Origin of the sequence: Salegentibacter maritimus, assembly GCF_016236975.1 — a bacterium.
GTDB classification, from domain to species: Bacteria; Bacteroidota; Bacteroidia; order Flavobacteriales; family Flavobacteriaceae; genus Salegentibacter; species Salegentibacter maritimus.
The window spans coordinates 141743-163194 of record NZ_JAEHNY010000010.1 but is presented as its reverse complement, the minus strand read 5'-3'; the positions used below and the strand labels follow the sequence as shown (position 1 = coordinate 163194).

The 21452-nt window shown below is 37.1% G+C and carries 17 protein-coding genes; 11 read left to right on the top strand and 6 right to left on the bottom strand.

What is annotated here, in order from left to right; all coding sequences use genetic code 11:
* The first annotated feature begins 133 nt into the window (after window positions 1-133).
* The 3 genes from ileS to I6U50_RS12145 all read left to right on the top strand — a co-directional run bounded on the left by ileS (window position 134) and on the right by I6U50_RS12145 (window position 4692).
* Window positions 134-3535, top strand: coding sequence for an isoleucine--tRNA ligase (gene ileS / locus I6U50_RS12155; RefSeq protein ID WP_198639014.1), 3402 nt, complete (start codon window positions 134-136; stop codon window positions 3533-3535).
* Window positions 3536-3539: 4 nt separating this feature from the next.
* Entirely contained in the window at window positions 3540-3923 is a 384-nt protein-coding gene (locus I6U50_RS12150) for a TraR/DksA family transcriptional regulator (protein WP_193710042.1), read from the top strand.
* Between the two features lie 154 nt (window positions 3924-4077).
* The gene (locus tag I6U50_RS12145; RefSeq protein WP_193710043.1) at window positions 4078-4692 is read left to right on the top strand and encodes a lipoprotein signal peptidase; all 615 of its coding nucleotides are present in this window, start codon (window positions 4078-4080) and stop codon (window positions 4690-4692) included.
* A gap of 2 nt (window positions 4693-4694) precedes the next feature.
* Here I6U50_RS12145 and I6U50_RS12140 read toward each other — a convergent pair whose 3' ends face one another.
* From I6U50_RS12140 to I6U50_RS12115, 6 genes are read right to left on the bottom strand one after another with little or no spacing between them, the layout of a single operon-like run.
* Complete coding sequence (locus I6U50_RS12140) at window positions 4695-5117, bottom strand: response regulator (RefSeq protein WP_193710044.1); 423 nt, start codon at window positions 5115-5117, stop codon at window positions 4695-4697.
* 18 nt (window positions 5118-5135) lie between these two features.
* Complete coding sequence (locus I6U50_RS12135; protein ID WP_198628052.1) at window positions 5136-6584, bottom strand: sensor histidine kinase; 1449 nt, start codon at window positions 6582-6584, stop codon at window positions 5136-5138.
* 48 nt (window positions 6585-6632) lie between these two features.
* Window positions 6633-7202 (bottom strand): 5-formyltetrahydrofolate cyclo-ligase, encoded by a 570-nt coding sequence (locus tag I6U50_RS12130; protein ID WP_198639013.1) that lies wholly within the window; start codon window positions 7200-7202, stop codon window positions 6633-6635.
* Window positions 7195-8175: a succinylglutamate desuccinylase/aspartoacylase family protein gene (locus I6U50_RS12125; protein ID WP_198639012.1), complete on the bottom strand. Its 981-nt coding sequence runs from the start codon at window positions 8173-8175 to the stop codon at window positions 7195-7197. The genes I6U50_RS12130 and I6U50_RS12125 overlap by 8 nt, the downstream gene beginning before the upstream one ends.
* Window positions 8176-8178: 3 nt before the next feature.
* Window positions 8179-9051, bottom strand: a complete 873-nt coding sequence (gene rimK, locus I6U50_RS12120) for a 30S ribosomal protein S6--L-glutamate ligase (protein WP_193710048.1) — start codon at window positions 9049-9051, stop codon at window positions 8179-8181.
* The gene (locus tag I6U50_RS12115) at window positions 9048-9473 is read right to left on the bottom strand and encodes an ATP-dependent zinc protease family protein (protein WP_193710609.1); all 426 of its coding nucleotides are present in this window, start codon (window positions 9471-9473) and stop codon (window positions 9048-9050) included. The genes rimK and I6U50_RS12115 overlap by 4 nt, the downstream gene beginning before the upstream one ends.
* Window positions 9474-9651: 178 nt before the next feature.
* Between I6U50_RS12115 and uvrC the strand changes: the two genes are divergently transcribed.
* From uvrC to pgi, 8 genes are all read left to right on the top strand, one after another.
* Window positions 9652-11454: an excinuclease ABC subunit UvrC gene (uvrC, locus tag I6U50_RS12110; RefSeq protein ID WP_198639011.1), complete on the top strand. Its 1803-nt coding sequence runs from the start codon at window positions 9652-9654 to the stop codon at window positions 11452-11454.
* Between the two features lie 23 nt (window positions 11455-11477).
* Window positions 11478-13706, top strand: a complete 2229-nt coding sequence (locus I6U50_RS12105) for a patatin-like phospholipase family protein (protein WP_198639010.1) — start codon at window positions 11478-11480, stop codon at window positions 13704-13706.
* A gap of 192 nt (window positions 13707-13898) precedes the next feature.
* Entirely contained in the window at window positions 13899-15056 is a 1158-nt protein-coding gene (locus I6U50_RS12100) for a homogentisate 1,2-dioxygenase (protein WP_198628047.1), read from the top strand.
* A 53-nt stretch (window positions 15057-15109) separates the two neighbouring features.
* A complete protein-coding gene (hppD, locus tag I6U50_RS12095) occupies window positions 15110-16252 on the top strand; it encodes a 4-hydroxyphenylpyruvate dioxygenase (protein WP_198628046.1) in 1143 nt (380 codons plus the stop codon).
* A gap of 300 nt (window positions 16253-16552) precedes the next feature.
* On the top strand, window positions 16553-17332 hold the full coding sequence (locus I6U50_RS12090; RefSeq protein WP_198628045.1) for a DUF3108 domain-containing protein: 780 nt from the start codon (window positions 16553-16555) through the stop codon (window positions 17330-17332).
* Window positions 17333-17335: 3 nt separating this feature from the next.
* Window positions 17336-18304 (top strand): tryptophan 2,3-dioxygenase family protein, encoded by a 969-nt coding sequence (locus I6U50_RS12085; RefSeq protein WP_198628044.1) that lies wholly within the window; start codon window positions 17336-17338, stop codon window positions 18302-18304.
* A gap of 4 nt (window positions 18305-18308) precedes the next feature.
* Entirely contained in the window at window positions 18309-19547 is a 1239-nt protein-coding gene (locus I6U50_RS12080) for a peptidoglycan DD-metalloendopeptidase family protein (RefSeq protein WP_198628043.1), read from the top strand.
* Window positions 19548-19676: 129 nt separating this feature from the next.
* Window positions 19677-21308 carry a glucose-6-phosphate isomerase gene (pgi, locus tag I6U50_RS12075; RefSeq protein ID WP_198639009.1) on the top strand — a complete coding sequence of 544 codons (1632 nt, stop codon included), beginning with the start codon at window positions 19677-19679 and terminating at the stop codon, window positions 21306-21308.
* The last annotated feature ends 144 nt before the right edge of the window (window positions 21309-21452 follow it).

The window sequence follows — 21452 nt, the reverse complement described above, 5'->3', positions numbered from 1 at the left end:
AACCCTAAAATTTTTAAAAATCTGTAGGCCAGTTTAAAAAATGCTTTTCTTTTGAGTTAGCTTTTTCCGTTTTTCTGACCTACTCTTTTCTTAAAATTGATTATTTTCGCGATTCATTGGAAATTTTGAAAAAATGAGCAATAAGTTCCCTGAATATAAAGGACTTGACTTACCTAAAGTAGCAGAAGAAATTTTAAGTTACTGGAAGGAAAACGATATTTTTGAAAAGAGTGTTTCTACTCGGGAAGGCAAAGAGCCGTTTGTGTTTTTTGAAGGGCCGCCTTCGGCAAATGGACTTCCGGGAATTCACCATGTAATGGCGCGAGCTATTAAGGATATTTTTTGCCGATATAAAACTCAAAAGGGCTTTCAGGTAAAACGTAAAGCCGGTTGGGATACCCATGGTTTGCCTATAGAACTTGGGGTTGAAAAGGAATTAGGTATTACCAAAGAAGATATTGGTACCAAGATTTCTGTAGAAAAGTATAATGATGCCTGTAAAAATGCGGTAATGCGTTACACCGATGTATGGAACGATCTTACCGAAAAAATAGGATATTGGGTAGATATGGACGACCCATACATTACCTACAAATCTAAATATATGGAAACAGTTTGGTGGCTGCTTTCCGAAATTTATAAGAAAGACCTTATTTACAAGGGCTACACCATACAGCCATATTCACCAAAAGCAGGAACTGGCTTAAGTTCTCACGAGCTTAATCAGCCCGGGACTTACCAGGATGTGACCGATACTACGGTAACTGCCATGTTTAAAATTACAGATGCCTCTAAAGCTGCCGTAAAAAAAGAACTGGAAGAAGCATTTTTAATAGCCTGGACTACCACACCCTGGACTCTACCGTCTAACACGGCATTAACCGTAGGCCCTAAAATTGAATATGTTTCAGTAAAAACCTATAACCAGTACACTTTTAAGCCAATAACCATTTTGGTTGCGAAGGCACTGGCAAAGGCTCAATTCGATAAGAAATTTAAAGAAGTTGAAACCGAAGAAGAGCTAAAAGCCTATACCGAAGGCGATAAAAAAATACCGTTTTTAATCGGGGAAACTATTTTAGGAAAAGATCTTGTAGGGATAAAATACGAGCAGTTATTGCCGTATGCTTTGCCCTCAGAAAATCCAGAAAATGCTTTCCGCGTTATTTCGGGGGATTTTGTGACTACAGAAGATGGTACCGGAATAGTACATACTGCGCCAACTTTTGGTGCAGACGATGCTCTGGTGGCCAGGCAGGCTAGTCCGCAGGTTCCGCCATTATTGGTAAAAGATGAGCATGGAAACCTGGTTCCCCTGGTAGATCTTCAGGGTAAATTTAGGCCCGAAATGGGCGAATTTGCTGGTAAGTACGTAAAGAACGAATATTATGACGAAGGGCAGGCTCCGGAGAAATCTGTAGACGTTGAACTTGCTATTAAACTGAAAGAAGAAAATCGTGCTTTTAAAGTAGAAAAATACGTTCACAGCTATCCAAATTGCTGGAGAACCGATAAGCCTATACTTTATTATCCTTTAGATTCCTGGTTTATAAAAGTAACAGAATTTAAGGATCGCATGCACGAACTTAACACGGGTATAAACTGGAAACCAAAATCTACCGGCGAAGGTAGGTTTGGCAACTGGTTGGCCAATGCGAACGACTGGAATTTGTCCAGAAGTCGTTACTGGGGAATACCTTTGCCAATTTGGAGGACCGAAGAAGGTGACGAAGAAAAGATTATTGGGTCTATTGCCGAATTGAAAGAAGAAATGACAAAGGCTGTAGCAGCCGGATTGATGGAGAAGGATATTTTTGAAGGCTTTGAGCCCGGAAATATGAGTGAAGAAAACTACGATTTGGTAGATCTTCACAAGAATGTAGTAGACCAAATTACGTTAGTTTCAGACTCGGGGAAACCAATGAAACGTGAGGCCGATTTGATAGATGTTTGGTTTGATTCTGGTTCTATGCCCTATGCACAATGGCATTACCCGTTTGAGAATAAAGAAAAAGTAGAAGCAGGAGACCGCCAGGCCGATTTTATAGCAGAAGGGGTAGACCAAACCCGCGGATGGTTTTATACCCTACACACAATTGCTACCATGATTTTTGATGATGTAGCCTATAAAAACGTAGTTTCTAACGGACTTGTCTTAGATAAAAACGGACAAAAAATGTCTAAACGTCTAGGAAATGCAGCAGATCCTTTTGAGACGCTTGCCGCATACGGGCCAGATGCCACCCGGTGGTATATGATCTCTAATGCTAATCCCTGGGATAATTTAAAGTTTGATATTGAAGGAATTGCTGAGGTGCGACGTAAATTCTTCGGTACGCTCTATAACACCTATTCATTTTTTACTCTATATGCCAATATTGATGGCTTTACCTATAAAGAAGAAGATGTGCCTTTGGCAGAAAGGCCCGAGATAGACCGCTGGATTCTTTCAGAGTTACATACGCTTATTGAGAAGGTAGATAAATTTTATGCCGATTATGAACCTACCCGGGCTACCCGGGCAATTTCAGAATTTGTACAGGAAAACCTTAGTAATTGGTTTGTGCGCTTAAGTAGAAGAAGGTTCTGGAAAGGAGATTATCAGCAAGATAAAATTTCGGCATATCAAACCTTATATACCTGTTTAATTGAAGTAGCGAAACTAAGTGCACCTGTGGCTCCTTTCTTTATGGACAGACTTTACAAAGACTTAAACAATAGTACACATAAAGAGAACTTTGAATCGGTACATTTGGCTGAGTTTTCAAAGTATGATAATAAGTTTGTTGATAAATCTTTAGAGCGCAAAATGGAGAAGGCGCAAACTATTTCATCCCTGGTGCTTTCGCTTAGAAAAAAGGAGATGATAAAAGTACGCCAACCGCTTCAAAGGGTAATGATACCGGTGCTTGACGAACAGCAACGTGAAGAAATTCAGGCAGTTGAAGATTTGATAAAATCTGAGGTTAATGTAAAAGAGTTGCAGCTTATAGACGATGCTTCAGGGCTATTAATTAAGCAGATAAAACCAAATTTTAAAGTGCTTGGCCCGAGGTTTGGTAAGGATATGAAGCTGATAGTCAATGAGATAAATAATTTAACATCTGAAGATATTGCAACCATAGAGCGAGAAGGGGAGATTGCTGTAAATCTTAACGGAGAAATGATTAAATTAGCTACAGAAGAAGTAGAGATTACTTCCCAGGATATTGAAGGTTGGTTAGTTGCAAGTAGTGGTAATATTACTGTAGCTTTAGACGTTAGTATTTCTGAAGAATTAAAAATGGAAGGTATTGCCAGGGAATTGGTGAACAGGATACAGAATATAAGAAAGGATTCTGGATTTGAGGTAACAGATACTATTGAAGTGACCCTACAAAGAGACGGTATAGTCGAGAATGCCGTTAACCAAAATATAACCTATATCAAAAATGAGACATTAACTGCAAGTCTCGAATTTGCAGAGGTAGTAAACGAGGGAGTCGAAGTGGCTTTTGATGACATTACTACTAAAATGTTGATTAAAAAACATTAGAATTATGGAAACTGAAGTAAAAGAGCGGTATAGCGACGCTGAGCTAGCGGAGTTTAAAGCCCTTATAAAAGGGAAAATTACCAAAGCACAGGAACAGTTAGAGATTTATCAAAATGCTTATAAAAATGATGGGAACAACGGTACAGATGATACTGCCCCTACTTTTAAAGCTTTTGAAGAGGGTAGTGAGACCATGAGTAAAGAGGCAAACTCGCAATTGGCTATTAGGCAGGAGAAGTTTATTCGTGATCTAAAAAACGCACTAAATCGTATTGAAAATAAAACCTATGGTATTTGTCGTGTAACCGGAAAATTAATCGCTAAAGAGCGTTTAAAGCTGGTGCCACACGCTACCTTGAGCATTGAAGCTAAAAATATGCAGAAATAACAACTTCTTGCATAGCAATTATACAGCATCCCTTGGCTTATGCTTGGGGATGTTTTATTTAATTATAAATCGGTTTTCTGTAAGCTGATTTATAACCGGTTAAAAACTAAATAAAAATAGTATTTTAGCGGCTTTATTTAATCTTATAGAGTTCATGTCCTTAAAAAAAGCGAGTATTATAATCGTTTTGGTACTTTTAATAGACCAAATTTCAAAATTTTATATTAAAACCAATTTTGCGCTTGGCGAGGAAGTGCCGGTTTTTGATTGGTTTAGGATTCTTTTTGTAGAAAATGAGGGTATGGCCTGGGGGACAAAAATTCCCGGCGAATATGGTAAGCTTTTTCTAACACTTTTTAGATTGGTGGCCGTTGTAGGTATTGGTTATTGGTTGTGGGACTCGGTTAGAAAAAATGGTTCCAGGATTTTAATTACCGCAATAGCCTTAATTTTTGCAGGGGCTATGGGTAATATTATAGACTCTGTTATATATGGTATTATCTTTAACGATAGTTACGGTCAGGTAGCCGAATTTATGCCGGCAGAGGGTGGCTACGGCACCTTATTTCATGGAAAGGTGGTAGATATGCTATACTTTCCCTTATGGCAGGGTAACCTGCCCGAATGGATTCCTTTTTGGGGAGGAAATTACTTTACATTTTTTGAGCCTGTATTTAACATAGCTGACACCGCCATTAGTGCCGGGGTAATATTGCTGCTGCTTTTTAATAAACGTGCTTTTCCAAAAGAAGAAGAAACAAAAAAATAAAGTTAAGCCGCAGCGTGGCCGTTACGGTGAAAAATTTTCTCGAATTTTTTTAGCTCTATAGGCTTGATTAAATAATCTGTAACCAGGTTAAAAGATTTTGCCCGTTCCAAATCCCTCGGATCTATAGAAGAGCTTACTACATAAAGGGTTATTTTTTTGTCAAAAATATTCTTGATTTTAATGAATTCATTTAAAAACTCCCAGCCATCCATTATAGGCATATTAATGTCAAGAAAAATGATGTCGGGTAGTATTTCTTCGTTGGCATTTTCAAGTATAAGTTTGAAATGATCTAAAGCCTCTTTGCCATTTTTGAAAATAAGGAGATTATTTGATAGCTTTTTGATCTCAATAATCTTTTTAACCAGGTTTACGTATATTTTGTCATCGTCAATAATACACGCCAATTCTACTTTTTGCCCCATGAGAATTAGTGTTTAGTGTTAAAACTTAATTTTAAATGTAGTGCCTACATCTATAGTGCTGGTTACCGAGATTGAACCGCCAAGTGTTTCTACCTGGTTTTTAGTTATAAAAAGCCCAATACCTCGCGAATCCAGGTTCTCATGAAAGGTTTTATACATCCCAAACATCTTATCACCATATCGATCCAGGTCAATGCCCAACCCATTATCACTAATCTCCAAAAAAGGAGTTTCGTTTTTCATATAGGTTTGTATAAAAATCACCGGTTTTCTTCCAGGATGTTTATATTTTATAGCATTTGTGATTAAATTTAGTAAAATACTTTCAAGATATTCAGGGATATAGCTAATTTCTTTTAGGTTGTGAAATTCAGCTACGATTTTTGCATTTTCTCGATTTATTAGAGATGAGGTTGAAGCCATTACCCCACTTAATGCTTTTTCAAAGGATATAATTCTGCGTTCTTTTCGCAAAAGTGTTTGCTTGTTTACAATTTCATTTAATTGATTTATAGCCGAATCCAGATTTTCTGAAATATCTGTCACATTAGGAATTAACTCTACTTTGTCGGTATCGGTTTTCGCTTCTTTTAATAATTCTGCAATAAGGCATAAATTGCTGCTGTGGGAGCGTAAACTATGGGAAACTATATGTGCAAAATTAAATAGCCTCGAATTTTGGGTGGCTATGATATCCAGGGAATTCTGTAAGTTAAGTTCATTGATCTTTTGTTTATTGATGTCCTGAAAAACGCCCCTGATTCCTATGATTTTTTGTTCTTCGTTATAAACCGGTTTTCCTGTGGCGCATATCCAAAAATCCTTATGATAGAGGTTTCGCATTTTTAATTCCAGTTTAAACGGAATTCCATATTTCTCGCATTTCTCAAAAGCCGACATTACGGTTGCATGCTCCTGGGGTGCGTAGAACTTAAAATGTTCTTCATAGGGGGGCTGATAATCAAGGGGGCAGTCAATAATTTTTTTGGTAACATTATCCCAATAAATATTGCGATTTACGATGTCTATATACCATCCCCCGGTATTGGTCATTTGTGCGGTTTCATGGTAATAGAAAAAGTTTTCTTCAATGGTATATTGGTCGCGCTTGCTTTGGTGTATGTTTACAAACAGCAACACAGCGGTTTTCCTATTATTGTCTTTGTTTATAAGGTTTCGGCATTCAAACCAACGATATTTACCATTGCTAAGTTTTAGTTTAACTTCAATGCTAAAGGCTTCATTCTCTTCGGTTAGCTTTTCAAAATAAATTCTGAAATCGTAACGATAGTCGCTATGTAAAATTTCTTTTAGAAAATAATCAAAATTAGATTCGGAGAGTTCCGGTTTTCCAACCAGCGTGTTAAAATGTTCTGACCAGCTTACCTCTTTATTCAGAAGATTAATCTTCCAGTAAGCAATATCAAAATCTTCAAGAATACTGTTTAATTGAATGTCGTTTAACATTAAAGAAACAAGAGTTTTGTTAAAAATAACATAAAACTTCTTAATTCCCTAATTTTTAAAGCTATATATCTTATTTGGTGTAACGCAATAATCTAGTGGTACATCGCTGTTGAATACTTCTTTAAATTCGGGCTCGGCTTTAAAAAATGAGAGCCCAATTTTTAGTACATCTGGTTTACATTCCTTAAGAAAATTGTCGTAAAATCCCTTACCATAACCAATACGGTGCCCTTTTTCATCAAATGCCAGTAGTGGCACAAAAACCACATCAAGCTGGTTTGGGGCAATGGCAATACCTCCCTCAGGTTCTGGGATATTCCATTTATTTTTCTTTATTACACTATTGTCGGTTAGTAAAAAATGATCTAATGTATGCTCCTGAATATTGGTTTTAGACAGTACCACATTTTTGTCTTTGCCTTGCAGAATATGTAAAATATATTCGGTAGCAATTTCTTTTTGTTCGGCTATACTAAGAAAAAGATGATAAAATTCTTTTTGCCAAATGGGTAGCTGTAAAAGGTTGTTGGCTATTTCCAGGCTTAATTCCTCTATTTTTTCTTCAGAAAGCCCTAGGCGTAAGTTTTTGTATTTCTTTCGGAGTGCTGTTTTATTCATCTTTAGTTGGGGCTGAAATATGAAAAATGGCATCGCCCTGGTATACAATAGGCGATTCGTTTATATTGATTACGTAGCCGGTATTAACGGCTTTTATTTTATGCCTAAATTTACCATAGGGGTCGGTAATGGTTCCAATATATTCACCTTTTTCTACATGTTTCCCGCAAGGAATTTTTATATGTAATAATCCGCTGTATTTGGCGCGCATCCAAATACTGTTTTCAATAACCACGGTATCGCCAATGGGATCTGGATATTCGAATTTTGGCTGTAACATTTCTAAAAAACTCAAAATACGCATCACCCCTTCTACTCCAAATTTTGCGATTTCTTTATTGCTGTCTCTAGATTTTCCGCCCTCAAATAGGAGTACAGGAATTCCTTTTTTGGAACAGGTTTCACGATAGGATTTTGTGATTGTTTTAGAGTGAATGGTAAATGGAGCGCTAAAAATACGGGCATATTTAATGCTTTGTTCATCCCCACGCTTTACCCTTATTTGTGGGGCATTAAATCTGCTGGCACCTCCGGTATGAAAGTCTAAACAGAAATTTGCAAGAGGCAATATATTTTTTACAAACTGAAATGCAAAGCGGCTGGCCAGCGATCCATTTTTTGTTCCGGGAAACATTCGGTTTAAGTCGCGCCCATCGGGAAATTCTCTACGTAAATTTAAAAACCCAAAAATGTTGACTACGGGAATACAAATAATAGTCCCTTTTTGAGGTTTGTTGATTCCTTTAGAAATAATTTGCCGAACAATTTCTACCCCGTTAATCTCATCGCCGTGAATTCCGGCGGTAATGAGTACCACAGGTCCCGGCTTCTTAGAGCGTTCAATAATTACCGGAACTTCTACCGAGGTTGTCGTGTAGAGTTTGGCCATGTTGAAGTTGATCGTGGCGCTTTTTCCGGGTTTTACTTTTTCGCCCAGGATTTCCAGGACATTATCACTGGTTATTCTTGCCATCTACTAAACGTTCCGTTCTATATATCTTATAATAGATTTAGCGATATCTTTCCCGGTGGCTCTTTCAATACCTTCCAGTCCTGGAGAAGAATTAACCTCAAGAATTAATGGGCCGCGGGCACTTTGAAGCATATCTACTCCGGCCACACCAAGTCCCATGGCTTTAGTAGCTTTTACGGCTGCTATTTCTTCTTCGTCGGTAAGTTCTACTACCTCTGCGCTTCCACCACGGTGTAAATTAGATCTAAATTCTCCATCTTTACCCTGTCTTTTCATAGCGCCTATTACGTGGCCATCTACCACAAAGGCCCTAATATCTGCGCCTTTTGCTTCTTTGATGAACTCCTGAACAATTACACGAGCTTGTAAGCCATTAAAAGCTTCAATAACAGATTCTGCAGCATTTTTGGTTTCTGCCAAAACTACACCTACTCCCTGGGTTCCTTCCAGTAGTTTTATAACCAATGGTGTGCCGCCTACTTGCTTTATAACTCCCGAAACATCTCTGGAGTAGTTGGTGAAAACCGTTTTTGGAAGTCCAATTTTAGCTCTGGAAAGCACTTGTAGGCTGCGCAATTTATCGCGACTTCTAATAAGAGATTCCGATTCGGTGGTGGTAAAGGCCCCCATCATCTCAAACTGGCGTACTACTGCGGTTCCATAAAAAGTGACCGAAGCCCCAATTCGTGGTATTACCGCGTCTACGTCTTCTATATAGGCTCCTTTGTAATATATATTGGGTTTGCGCTTTTCAATTACGATATCGCATTTTAGCGGATCTACTACTTCTACTTCGTGTTTACGTTTGGTAGCTGCTTCCACTAGTCGTTTGGTAGAGTAAAGATGGCTATTACGCGAAAGGATTTTTATTTTCATTGTTGTTTAAGATTGTAAGAAACGTCAGTTAATTCGGTATCTACTATGAATTTTTTGGTAAGGAATTTTCGGCCAATTAATACTGGAAACCTCATTTCCTGTCGTGAGGACAAAGAAAGTGAAATTTTGTAGACCTTATTAAAAATTTTAATAGTAGAGTTTATTTGATATCTTTTTTGAATCATGCCGTTGCTACTGCGCACAAAAACAATATCATAATCGGTAAAAGTAAATTTTTTTCCATTGTAGAGAGGATGTTCTTCATCCAGGAACATACATTCTAAAACCCCATCTTTCTCAAGGATATTCTCGCAATGAATTGATGAAGTATAAGCCCCTGTGTCAATTTTAATAGCGATATCTTCCAGGTGCAAAGCAGGGAAGTCTGCCTTGTCGAAACGCCCAATTACTGTTTTCTCCATACTGCAAGTTAGTAAAATACCCATGCAATCTTTTTATAGAAATTATAAAATTTATGGCTTTACCTTTTTAAATAAGTATATCGGGCAGGTTTCTTTGCTTTTTATTTAATATAAATTTAACAATTGTAGGCGGCCGTAATTTTTAGAGCTACCCATAATAAATTCTACCTTTGGGAAGATGGAAACGCCTGCTTTAGAAGTACAATTACAAACCTTGCCCAGTAGTCCTGGTGTTTATCAATATTACGATAAAAACCAAAAAATTCTATATGTAGGGAAGGCTAAAAACCTAAAAAAAAGAGTAACCTCTTATTTTACCAAGCGTCACGATAGTCATCGTATTGGGGTAATGGTAAAAAAGATAAAGGAGATAAAGCATATTGTGGTTGAATCTGAAACCGATGCTTTGCTCTTGGAAAACAATCTTATAAAAAAGCATCAGCCACGGTTTAACGTGATGCTTAAAGACGATAAAACCTATCCGTGGATTTGTATTAAAAATGAGCGATTCCCAAGAGTTTTTCCAACCCGAAAATTGGTAAAGGACGGCAGCGAATATTATGGGCCGTTTACCAGCTTTAAAACGGTAAATACATTACTGGACCTTATTAAGGGTTTGTATAAGCTTAGAACCTGCAATTACGATCTCTCTGAAGAGAAAATAAGAAACGGAAAGTATAAAGTTTGTCTTGAATATCATTTGGGGAACTGTAAGGGCCCTTGTGAGGCAAAACAGCCTGAGGCCGAATATAACAGTAACATTGAGGCAATTAGGCAGATTGTAAAAGGTAATTTTAAAGAATCTTTGCAACAATTTAGGGAGCAAATGAAGCAGCACGCTGAAAAGATGGAGTTTGAAGATGCCCAGCGCATTAAAAACAAAATTGATGTGCTGGAGAATTACCAGGCAAAATCTACAGTGGTAAATCCAAAAATTACGAATGTAGATGTATTTTCTATAGTTTCAGATGAAGGTTATGGTTATGTGAATTTTCTTCAGCTTTCCCATGGGGCAATTATTAGGTCGCATACCATAGAAATGAAGAAAAAACTCGATGAAACCGATGAGGAGTTACTGGAATTGGCAATTACCGAAATACGGCAGCGTTTTAGCTCTAAATCAAAAGAAATCTATGTTCCTTTTAAAGTTGATGCAGGAGAAGATGTAAAGGTTACCATCCCAAAACTGGGCGATAAAAAGAAAATCGTAGAATTATCGCAGCGAAATGCCAAGTATTACCGCCAGGAGCGTTTTAAACAGATGAAGATTGTAGATCCAGATAGGCATGTGAAGCGCATTATGGCACAAATGAAAGAGGATCTTCGGCTTCAGGTAGCGCCCACTCATATAGAATGTTTTGATAATTCCAACATACAGGGAACAAATCCTGTAGCCGCCTGTGTGGTTTTTAAAAATGGAAAACCAAGTAAAAAAGATTATCGTAAATTTAATATTAAAACCGTAGAAGGCCCCGATGATTTCGCATCTATGGAAGAGGTAGTCTTTAGGCGCTATAAACGTTTGTTGAATGAAGGCGAGGATTTGCCCCAGTTAGTTATTGTTGATGGTGGCAAAGGCCAGCTTTCTTCTGGGGTGAAAGCCCTGGAAGCTTTAGGGCTGCGCGGAAAAATTGCTATTATTGGTATTGCGAAACGTTTGGAAGAGATTTTCTATCCGGGAGATAGTATTCCTCTTTATTTAGACAAGAAATCTGAAACCCTAAAGATTATTCAACAGTTGCGTAATGAGGCGCATAGGTTTGGAATTACTTTTCATCGTAACAAAAGAAGTAAAAGTGCGTTAAATACAGAGTTGGAAGAGATAAGCGGAATCGGTGAAAAGACAGTGATAGAATTACTGAAACAATTTAGATCGGTAAAACGAATAAAAGAAGCCTCAGAGAAAGAACTGGCCGAAGTTATTGGGGTTTCTAAAGCCGCGATTATCTACAAGTATTATAAGTCTAAAAAAGAAACTTAATAAGCTTTTAAAATTATAGATAGATGAAAAAACTACTGCTTTTAATTTTTCTGCTTTTAGCCCTTCCTGGTTTTGCCCAGGATGAGGAAGATTTAAAAGTTGGTTTGGTTTTAAGTGGTGGTGGTGCAAAAGGCCTTGCTCATATTGGAGCTCTAAAAGTTATAGAAGAAGCTGGAATTAGAATAGATTATATAGGCGGGAGTAGTATGGGGGCTATTGTTGGGGGGCTTTATGCTTCAGGGTATACCGCGCAACAATTAGATTCTATATTTCATGAGACCAATTTCAATATCCTAATCCAGGATAATATTCCGCGTAGCGCTAAATCTTTTTACGAAAAGGAAGATTCCGAAAAATACGCACTAAGCCTCCCTTTTGATAATTTTAAAATAGGTTTACCATCGGGACTTTCGCGAGGGCAAAATATTTATAATTTAATGTCCCAACTCACAATGCATTTAGGAAACGTAGACGATTTTAGCAAATTGCCTATTCCGTTTTTCTGTATAGCTGCAGATGTGGAAACCGGGGAGGAAGTGATTTTAGATGAAGGTTCTTTTGCGCAAGCTGTTTCTGCGAGCGGTGCCATCCCTTCTGTTTTTAGTCCCGTAAAAATAGATGGAAAATTGTTGATAGATGGTGGGGTAGCGAATAATTACCCGGTAGAAGAACTTAGAAAAAGAGGGGCAGAAGTAATTATTGGAGTAGATGTGCAGGATAGTTTGGTAGATAGGGAAGAATTAAGTAGTGCGTTTGATATCCTTACCCAAATTAGCAACTTTCGTACTATAAACGATATGAAAGAGAAAATTCCCAAAACCGATATTTATATTAAACCCGATATAAGTCCGTTTTCGGTAATGTCTTTCGAAAAAGGGAAGGCAATTATAGATACCGGTGAGGTTGCTGCTTTAAAAAGAGTAAACGAACTTAAAAAGTTGGCAGAACGGCAAAGCCTTAAACGCCAGAATGTAAAGATTTCTGCTATAGATACTTTTCAAATAAGCACCTTAACCCTGGAGGGGAATAATGCCTACCCGCGTTCGTATATTATGGGGAAATTACGACTTAATTATTTTACAGATTTCACCCTTAAAGACTTAAATAGTGGGATTAATAACCTCTCGGCTTCCGGGAATTTTAATAGGATTAATTATCGGTTAATTCCTAATAACGACGATGGGCTTTATACGCTGGCCATGAAGATGGAAGAGAGCGAAAATAAAAGTCTTTTGCGTTTGGGCTTACATTATGATGAACTATATAATATTGGAGCCTTGATTAATTACACCCGCAAAAGTTTGCTGTTTTCAAATGATGTGGCCTCCCTGGACCTGGTGGTTGGTGACCAATTTAGATATAATTTCGACTATTACATAGACAAAGGTTTTTATTGGAGCATAGGGATAAAATCACGTTATAATAAATTTGAACATCCGGTTTCTTTTGATTTTGCCAGAAAAAACGCCCAATTAGAAGATATTGGTATAAATAGAATAGATGTAGATTACCGTGACTTTACCAACCAAATATATGCAGAGACTTTGTTTAAACAGGTTTTTTCATTTGGTTTGGGGGCAGAGCATAAGTACCTGAAAATTGCATCTGAAACTTTAGTAAATCCCGATACTGCTCTTAATGAACAAATCCTATTCGAAAACAGTCATTTTTATAGTGTGTTTGGGTATTTAAAATATGATTCTTATGATAATAAATACTTTCCTTCCAGGGGAGTTTATTTTGATGGAGACTTTCACGTATACCTGTTTTCATCAGATTATAATAATGATTTTGCCGAATTTTCGATAGCTAAGGGAACTTTGGGATATGCCTTCTCTCCTTTTAATAAATTTTCAGCCAGAATAGTGACTGAAGCAGGGTTTAAAATAGGAAATAATGGGGGGAACACACTTGATTTTTCCCTGGGTGGCTACGGAAATAACCTCATCAATAATTTTGTTCCGTTTTACGGATATGATTTTATAAGCCTTTCGGGTGATAGTTATATTAAAGGTCTCCTGGAGTTTGATTATGAAATTTTTAGAAAAAATCATGTGATTTTAGGGGCTAATATTGCCAATGTAGGTAACAAGTTGTATTCTTCCGGAAACTGGTTTACCGCTCCAGATTATACGGGTTATGCATTAGGTTATGGTATAGATACTTTTGTGGGGCCTCTGGAGTTAAAATATACGTACTCGCCCGAAATTAAAGCTAGTGAATGGTTTTTTAGTCTTGGCTTCTGGTTTTAATAAGATCCCTATAAGGATTTAATGCCTTTTTGCTGAAAATATTTTAAATTCTACAATCCTGTTTTTAGAGATGTTTTAAGAATGTTTCTTTAAAAATTCCCGATATTTGTTTTAAGGTAAAATTATGCCGAAAAAAATAACAAATTCTCAATATTCTTTTAGAAATTGCGATTTAAATAAAAATATCAAATTATGCCTTTTTATCACAAACTCGGTAAAATTCCTCATAAACGCCATACGGTTTTTAAAAAGCCCGACGGAAGTCTTTATTACGAGCAGCTTTTTGGTACTATTGGTTTTGACGGCATGTCTTCTAATCTTTACCATGAGCACCGCCCTACCCAGGTAAAAGAAGTAAAAGGGAGTTATAGTGTAAAACCAAAAATAGCTGTAGGCAACAATATAAAGTCTTATCGCTTTAAGGGGTTTCAGGTAAAGCCTAATCCAGACTATCTTGAAAGCCGAAAAGTGGTTCTTACTAACAGCGATGTAGATATTGCTTTGGCTTCTCCACAAGGATCTACAAAAGACTATTTTTATAAAAATGCCGACTCAGATGAATTGCTATTTGTCCATAAAGGAACAGGTAAATTAAGAACCCACCTTGGTAATCTTGATTTTAAATATGGGGATTACCTGTTAATCCCAAGGGGTACTATTTATAAAATAGATTTTGATGACGAAGATAATCGCTTGTTTATTGTTGAGTCCAGAAGGCCAATATATACCCCAAAACGCTATAGAAACTGGTTTGGGCAACTTTTAGAGCACTCGCCTTTTTGTGAGCGCGATTTGAGGCAACCTCATGAGTTGGAGACCAATGATGAGAAAGGCGATTTTATTATAAAAGTGAAAAAGCAGGGCGAAATATTCGATATGGTTTATGCTACCCATCCATTTGATGTGGTGGGCTACGATGGGTATAATTATCCTTATGCTTTTTCTATTCACGATTTTGAACCCATAACCGGTAGAATTCATCAGCCGCCACCGGTGCACCAAACTTTTGAAACCGATGCTTTTGTAGTTTGCAGTTTTTGTCCGCGTAAGTACGATTATCATCCGGAAAGTATACCGGCACCATATAGTCACAGTAACATAGATAGTGATGAGGTGCTTTATTATGTAGATGGCGATTTTATGAGCAGAAACGATATTGAGGCAGGGCATATCTCTTTACATCCGGCGGGAATTCCACATGGGCCTCATCCCGGAGCTGTAGAACGAAGTATTGGGCAGGTTGAAACCGAAGAGTTGGCGGTAATGGTAGATACCTTCAAGCCACTTATGCTTACCGAAGATGCTATGGAGATAGCCGATGAAACCTATTATAAATCCTGGTTAGAATAATGGGTGTAGATTTTAAATAACAAAAAATTGAAAACAGCATTAAAATTTTAAAAATGACAACCGATAATACATCATTAAAATTAGAAAAGGTAATGCAGGATGCTGAAGATTTTCTTCCAATCCTGGGAACAGATTTTGTTGAACTTTATGTGGGTAATGCCAAGCAGGCGGCTTATTATTATCAGCACGCCTGGGGTTTTCAGCCGGTAGCTTATTCTGGTCTGGAAACAGGTAGAAAAGATAGTGTTTCTTATGTACTACAACAAGGTAAGATTAGAATTGTGCTCACCTCTCCCTTACAGCCAGATGGCGATATAAATGCCCATATCAATAAGCATGGTGATGGTGTGAAAATGGTGGCGCTTTGGGTAGATGATGCTAAAAAGAGTTATGAAGAGACTACAAAACGTGGAGCAAAGTCTTATGTAGCTCCTTATGAAATGGAAGATGAGCATGGAAAAGCCGTAATTTCCGGAATTCATACATATGGGGAGACCATTCACTTATTTGTTGAGCGAAAAGATTATGAAGGTCCTTTTTTGCCGGGCTATAAGGCTTATGCTACGAAAGCAGAAGCAAAAGATACGGGCTTAAATTATATAGACCATATGGTTGGAAATGTAGGCTGGAACGAGATGAATAAATGGGTAGATTTTTATGCTAAAGTAATGGGCTTTGCGCAAATGGTCTCTTTTGATGATAAAGATATTTCTACAGATTATACGGCCTTAATGAGCAAGGTGATGAGTAATGGGAATGGTAGGATTAAATTTCCGATAAACGAACCTGCTGAAGGAAAGAAAAAATCCCAAATTGAAGAATATATAGATTTTTACCACGGGGCAGGTGTGCAGCATATTGCGCTTGCAACAGATAATATTATTGAAACAGTAACCCAGCTTAGGGATCGTGGTGTGGAATTTTTATATGTTCCAGACACGTATTACGACACTTTGTTAGAAAGGGTTGGTGAAATTGATGAAGATCTTGAACCCTTAAAAGAGTTAGGGGTATTGGTAGATAGGGATGATGAGGGTTATCTTTTGCAAATTTTTACCAAGCCTGTTTTAGATCGTCCAACTATGTTTTTTGAGATTATTCAGCGAAAAGGAGCTCAATCTTTCGGAAAAGGCAACTTTAAAGCTTTATTTGAAGCGATAGAAAGGGAGCAGGATTTGCGAGGAACTTTGCAATAATCACAAAAAATGGAAGTAAATTATTGTTTTGTGTTAAAAATAAATACCTTCTAAAAGTTTTGTGTTAAACTTGATTTTATTGTTGCTAATACTCTACTAAATGTGGAATTTTGCGCTCGCATTTTTGGAGTGGTTACCAATAATGTAATAAATTTTTTTCATAATTTAAGTTTTAGTTGGTTAATAAGACAAAAACCCCTTCATTAATTTGATGGGGTTTTTTGTTTTAATACATTTGGAATAGAAATTGTAAATATACTTAGCCTAATCAATCTGAAATTCAGTATTTAAAAATTTGGTATGAAAAAAAGTCTATTTACAATTTTTCTCTTTCTTATTACAGGCTTTGTACTTCAGGCGCAACCACAAACGGCATTTGGTGCCGGAGAATGGTTTAAGTTTCGTATACATTATGGTCCTTTCAACGCAAGTTATGCTACATTAGAGGTAGATGAAACCAGAATAAAGGGAGAGTCTGTCTATCATATAAAAGGTAGGGGGAAGTCTACCGGATTATTGCATTGGTTTTTTAAAGTAGATGACGATTACCAAACTTTTATAGATAAGCAAGATGGGAAACCTTATAAGTTTATCCGTAAAATTGATGAAGGTGGTTATACAAAAGACCTGGAAATAGACTTTGATCATAGCGATAACAAGGCCTATGTTTTTGATAGAAAGCATAATGAGCATCATACCTACACTACCAAGCCAAATGTGCACGATATGTTATCGGCATTTTATTATATTCGCAACAATATTAAGAACGACGAGCTTAGGCCCGGAGATGAAATGCGACTCAATCTTTTTATAGATGATGAGAATATGGATTTCAAATTGAAATTTCTTGGTAGGGAGGTGATTAGAACCAAATTTGGGAAAGTTGCTACTTTAAAGTTTAGACCTTATGTAATGGCCGGAAGGGTTTTTAAAGAGAAAGAAAGCCTTACTTTTTGGGTAAGTGACGATGCAAATAGGCTTCCTCTTAAAATAGAAGCAAATCTTGCGGTTGGTTCTCTCGATGCCGATTTAGATGCATACAAAGGTTTAAAGCATCCGTTTAAAATAATTATGAAATAGTACATGGAAATAAAGCCGGAAATTGCAGAGCGCATTTTTGCATTAGAGGAAAAGTTTAAAAATTCAGGTCAGGATTTGGCTTCCTATTTAGATGGGCTTTTACATGATAGGTATCTTACGTATTGGGATTATTTAAGTATAGATACCCTTTTGAGTTTACAAAAAACCCTAACTCATTTTCCCGATGAGAAAATTTTTATTTCCTATCATCAAATTACAGAGCTATATTTTAAGCTTATAATCCATGAGCAGCGGCAAATAATTGAAAAAGAATCGCCAGATGCCGATTTTTTAATTGAAAAATACAATCGTTTAAATCGCTATTTTAGAATTCTAACCGATTCCTTTGATGTGATGATAAAAGGGATGGAGCGTAAACAATTTCTAAAATTTAGAATGTCTTTATTGCCGGCAAGCGGATTTCAATCAGCACAATTTAGAATGATAGAAATGTATGCTACGCCCCTGGAAAATTTGGTTTCTTATGAGCTTAGGGATAAATTTTCAGAAGAAAATAGCCTGGAGGAATTGTACGAAAATATTTACTGGAAAGAAGGAGGTATAGATCTTAAAACCAGGGAAAAGACTTTAACACTTAGACAATTCGAAAAGCGCTATACGCCGCGTTTCTTGCGAATAGCTTCAGAGTATAAAGGAAGAACTCTTTTTCATAAATATAAAGAACTGCCAGATTCGGTTAAAAATAATAAGTTTTTAAAGGAAGCATTGCGTAATTTTGATACCTATGTAAATGTAAACTGGCCCTTAATGCATATGGGGGCAGCTTATAGGTACTTAAATAAGGATAGAGAGGCGGTTGCAGCTACCGGCGGTACAAATTGGAAGGAATTTTTACCACCTACATTTCAAAAAAATAGTTTTTTTCCTTATTTATGGAGTGAAGAAGAATTGGAAAATTGGGGTAGAGAATGGGTAAACCATATGTTTAATACAGAAAAGAAAAACTACTAGAAAATTGAAAAAATTAAGTTTCCTACTAATATTGATATTGGCTTTTACAGCCTGTGAAGATAATACAAAAGAAACGGCGTTAAATGCTGAGAAAGCCGAAAAAAAGGCGCCCAAGCCTGTAAAAAAGGAGTTCGGCTTTATTTTGGATGACTATGAGGTGGTAAATGGTGTTATAGAATCGGGAGATAGTTTTGGTTACCTTTTAGATCAGCACGGAGTAGACAGGGGGAAAATATATCAGATTTCAGAGAAGGTAAAAGATACCTTTAATCCCGCAAGGATCACGGCCGGTAGAAAATACATGATTCTTAAATCAAAAGATTCGGCCAGGACGCCTCAGTATTTTATCTATCAAAACGATAGGATAAACTATACCGTGGTGGGCATTGGCGATAGCATTAGTGCAGCACGTAAAAAGAAGCCTGTTACTATAAAAAAGAGGGAGGTTTCCGGTGTGGTGAGTTCTTCGCTTTCAGAAGCAGTTGCAGAACAGGGATTGAGCAATTTGTTGGTGTATGAGCTTTCTGATATATATCAATGGAGTATCGACTTTTTTAAGCTCCAGAAAGGAGATCAATTTAAAATGATTTATTCTGAAAAATATATAGATGATACTATTTTTGCGGGAATAGAAAATGTGGAGGCCGCTGTTTTTAAACATGAAGATAGGCCTTTTTATGCTTTTGCATACAAGACAGATTCGGTGACCGGGCAACCTAGTTTTTACGATGAAGAAGCTAAATCTTTGCAAAGTTTCTTTTTAAAAGCGCCCCTAAATTACAGCCGAATCTCTTCAAGATATACGAAAAGGAGGTTTCATCCTGTTCAAAAACGTTGGAAAGCTCACCTGGGAACCGATTATGCGGCAGCACACGGAACACCCATTGTAAGTACTGCCGACGGAACGGTAATAGCTTCCAGTTATACTTCAGGTAATGGGAACTATGTTAAAGTAAGGCATAACGATAAATATACCACCCAGTATTTGCACATGAGCAAACGAAATGTTAGAAACGGCCAACGTGTGAAACAAGGAGATGTTATTGGTTTTGTTGGGAGTACAGGCCTGGCTACAGGGCCTCATGTGTGTTATCGTTTTTGGGTTCATGGAAGGCAGGTAGATCCTTACCGCCAAAAACTGCCAACTGCCAAGCATATAGAGCCAGAGCATAAGGACAAATATCTTGCAGCGATTGAAGATTTGAAAACCTCATTAGACGGAATCCCTTATAAAGAGATTTAGAAAGCAAGAACTAAGTTCTCATGATAGATGAAAGCTTCTATTTTTTCGGTTTAAAGATCGAAAGTATAGAAGGTGCGTGTAATTTTAAGATAAATAAAAGTTTAGGCAAAGCCGAAAAATTAAATAAAAATGAAAAATATTAATCCAACCCAAACCACAGCCTGGAAAAAATTAGAAAAGCATTTTAGCCAGGTGGAGCAAGTGAAACTTAAAGAGTTATTTGAGAAGGATTCTGAGAGAGCTTCAGAGTTCTCTATTGCCTGGGAAGATTTTTATCTGGATTACAGTAAAAATAGAATTACAGCGGAAACCAGGGATTTGTTGTTGGAGTTGGCAGAAGACTGTGATCTTACTGCTGCAATAAATTCTTATTTTGGTGGAGATGCGATTAATAGAACTGAGAACCGTGCGGTTTTGCACACAGCACTAAGAGCCCCTGCTGATGTTAATATAGAAGTAGATAACCAGAATGTGGTCCCTGAGGTGCAGGAAGTGAAAAGGAAGATTAGCAATTTTTCTGAAAAAATTATAAGTGGGGAGAAAAAGGGGTATACCGGGAAGGCTTTTACCGATATCGTAAATATTGGAATTGGAGGCTCAGATCTTGGTCCCGTAATGGTTACCGAGTCGTTGAAATATTATCATAATCATTTAAAGGTTCATTATGTATCTAATGTAGACGGCGATCATGTTTATGAAACCATAAAGAATTTAAACCCTGAAACTACTTTATTTCTGGTAGTTTCAAAAACCTTTACTACTCAGGAAACCCTTTCTAATGCCACAACAATTAGAAACTGGTTTAGAAAAACAGCGCCAAAAGACGCAGTATCTAAGCATTTTGTGGCTGTTTCTACTAACCTAAAAAAGGTAGAGGAGTTTGGTATTGCTATAGAAAATGTATTCCCCATGTGGGATTGGGTTGGAGGGCGTTTTTCGCTATGGAGTGCCGTGGGACTGTCTATAAGTTTGGCGGTAGGTTATAATAATTTTGAAGCCCTGTTGAAGGGTGCTCATAAAATGGATGAGCATTTTAGAACTTCAGATTTTAAAGAAAATATTCCGGTTCAGCTTGCATTGTTAAGTATTTGGTACAATAATTTTTACAGGGCAGAAAGCGAAGCGGTAATTCCTTATACACAATATTTAAACAGGCTTCCGGCTTATTTGCAGCAGGCCATTATGGAAAGTAATGGAAAGAGTGTAGATAGAAATGGAAAAAAAGTAGATTATCAAACCGGTACCCTTATTTGGGGTGAACCTGGAACCAATTCTCAGCATGCTTTTTTTCAATTAATCCACCAGGGAACTAAATTGATCCCGGCAGATTTCATTGGGTTTAAAGAGTCTTTGCATCAGGATAATGACCATCATAACAAACTAATGGCTAATTTCTTTGCTCAAACCGAAGCCTTGCTTCAGGGGAAAAGTAAAGAAGAAGTTAAAAAAGAATTGGAGGCCCAGGGCCTATCTACAGATGAGATAGAGCAGTTGGTGCCTTTTAAGGAGTTTGAGGGGAATAAGCCTACTAATACTTTGCTAATAGATAAACTAACCCCCGAAAGTTTAGGGAAAATTATCGCTATGTATGAACATAAAATCTTTGTACAGGGGGTGATTTGGAACATCTATAGCTACGATCAATGGGGTGTTGAACTGGGTAAGCAGCTTGCGAGTAAAATTCTTGCGGAAATCGAAGATAAATCGGTTAAAAATCACGATTCTTCTACTAAAAAGCTTTTAGAGGTGTTTTTTAAGTAAAAATAGTTGTTTTGTTAACAATTTGTGCAAATCATTAGTTTCCAAAGAATCAAATAGTTAAAATTTTGTTTTAGTTTTGCAGCGAAAGAGATGTTAAAGTTAAATTTATTAACATTCTGATAAACCGGGATTTGAAAGATTTGA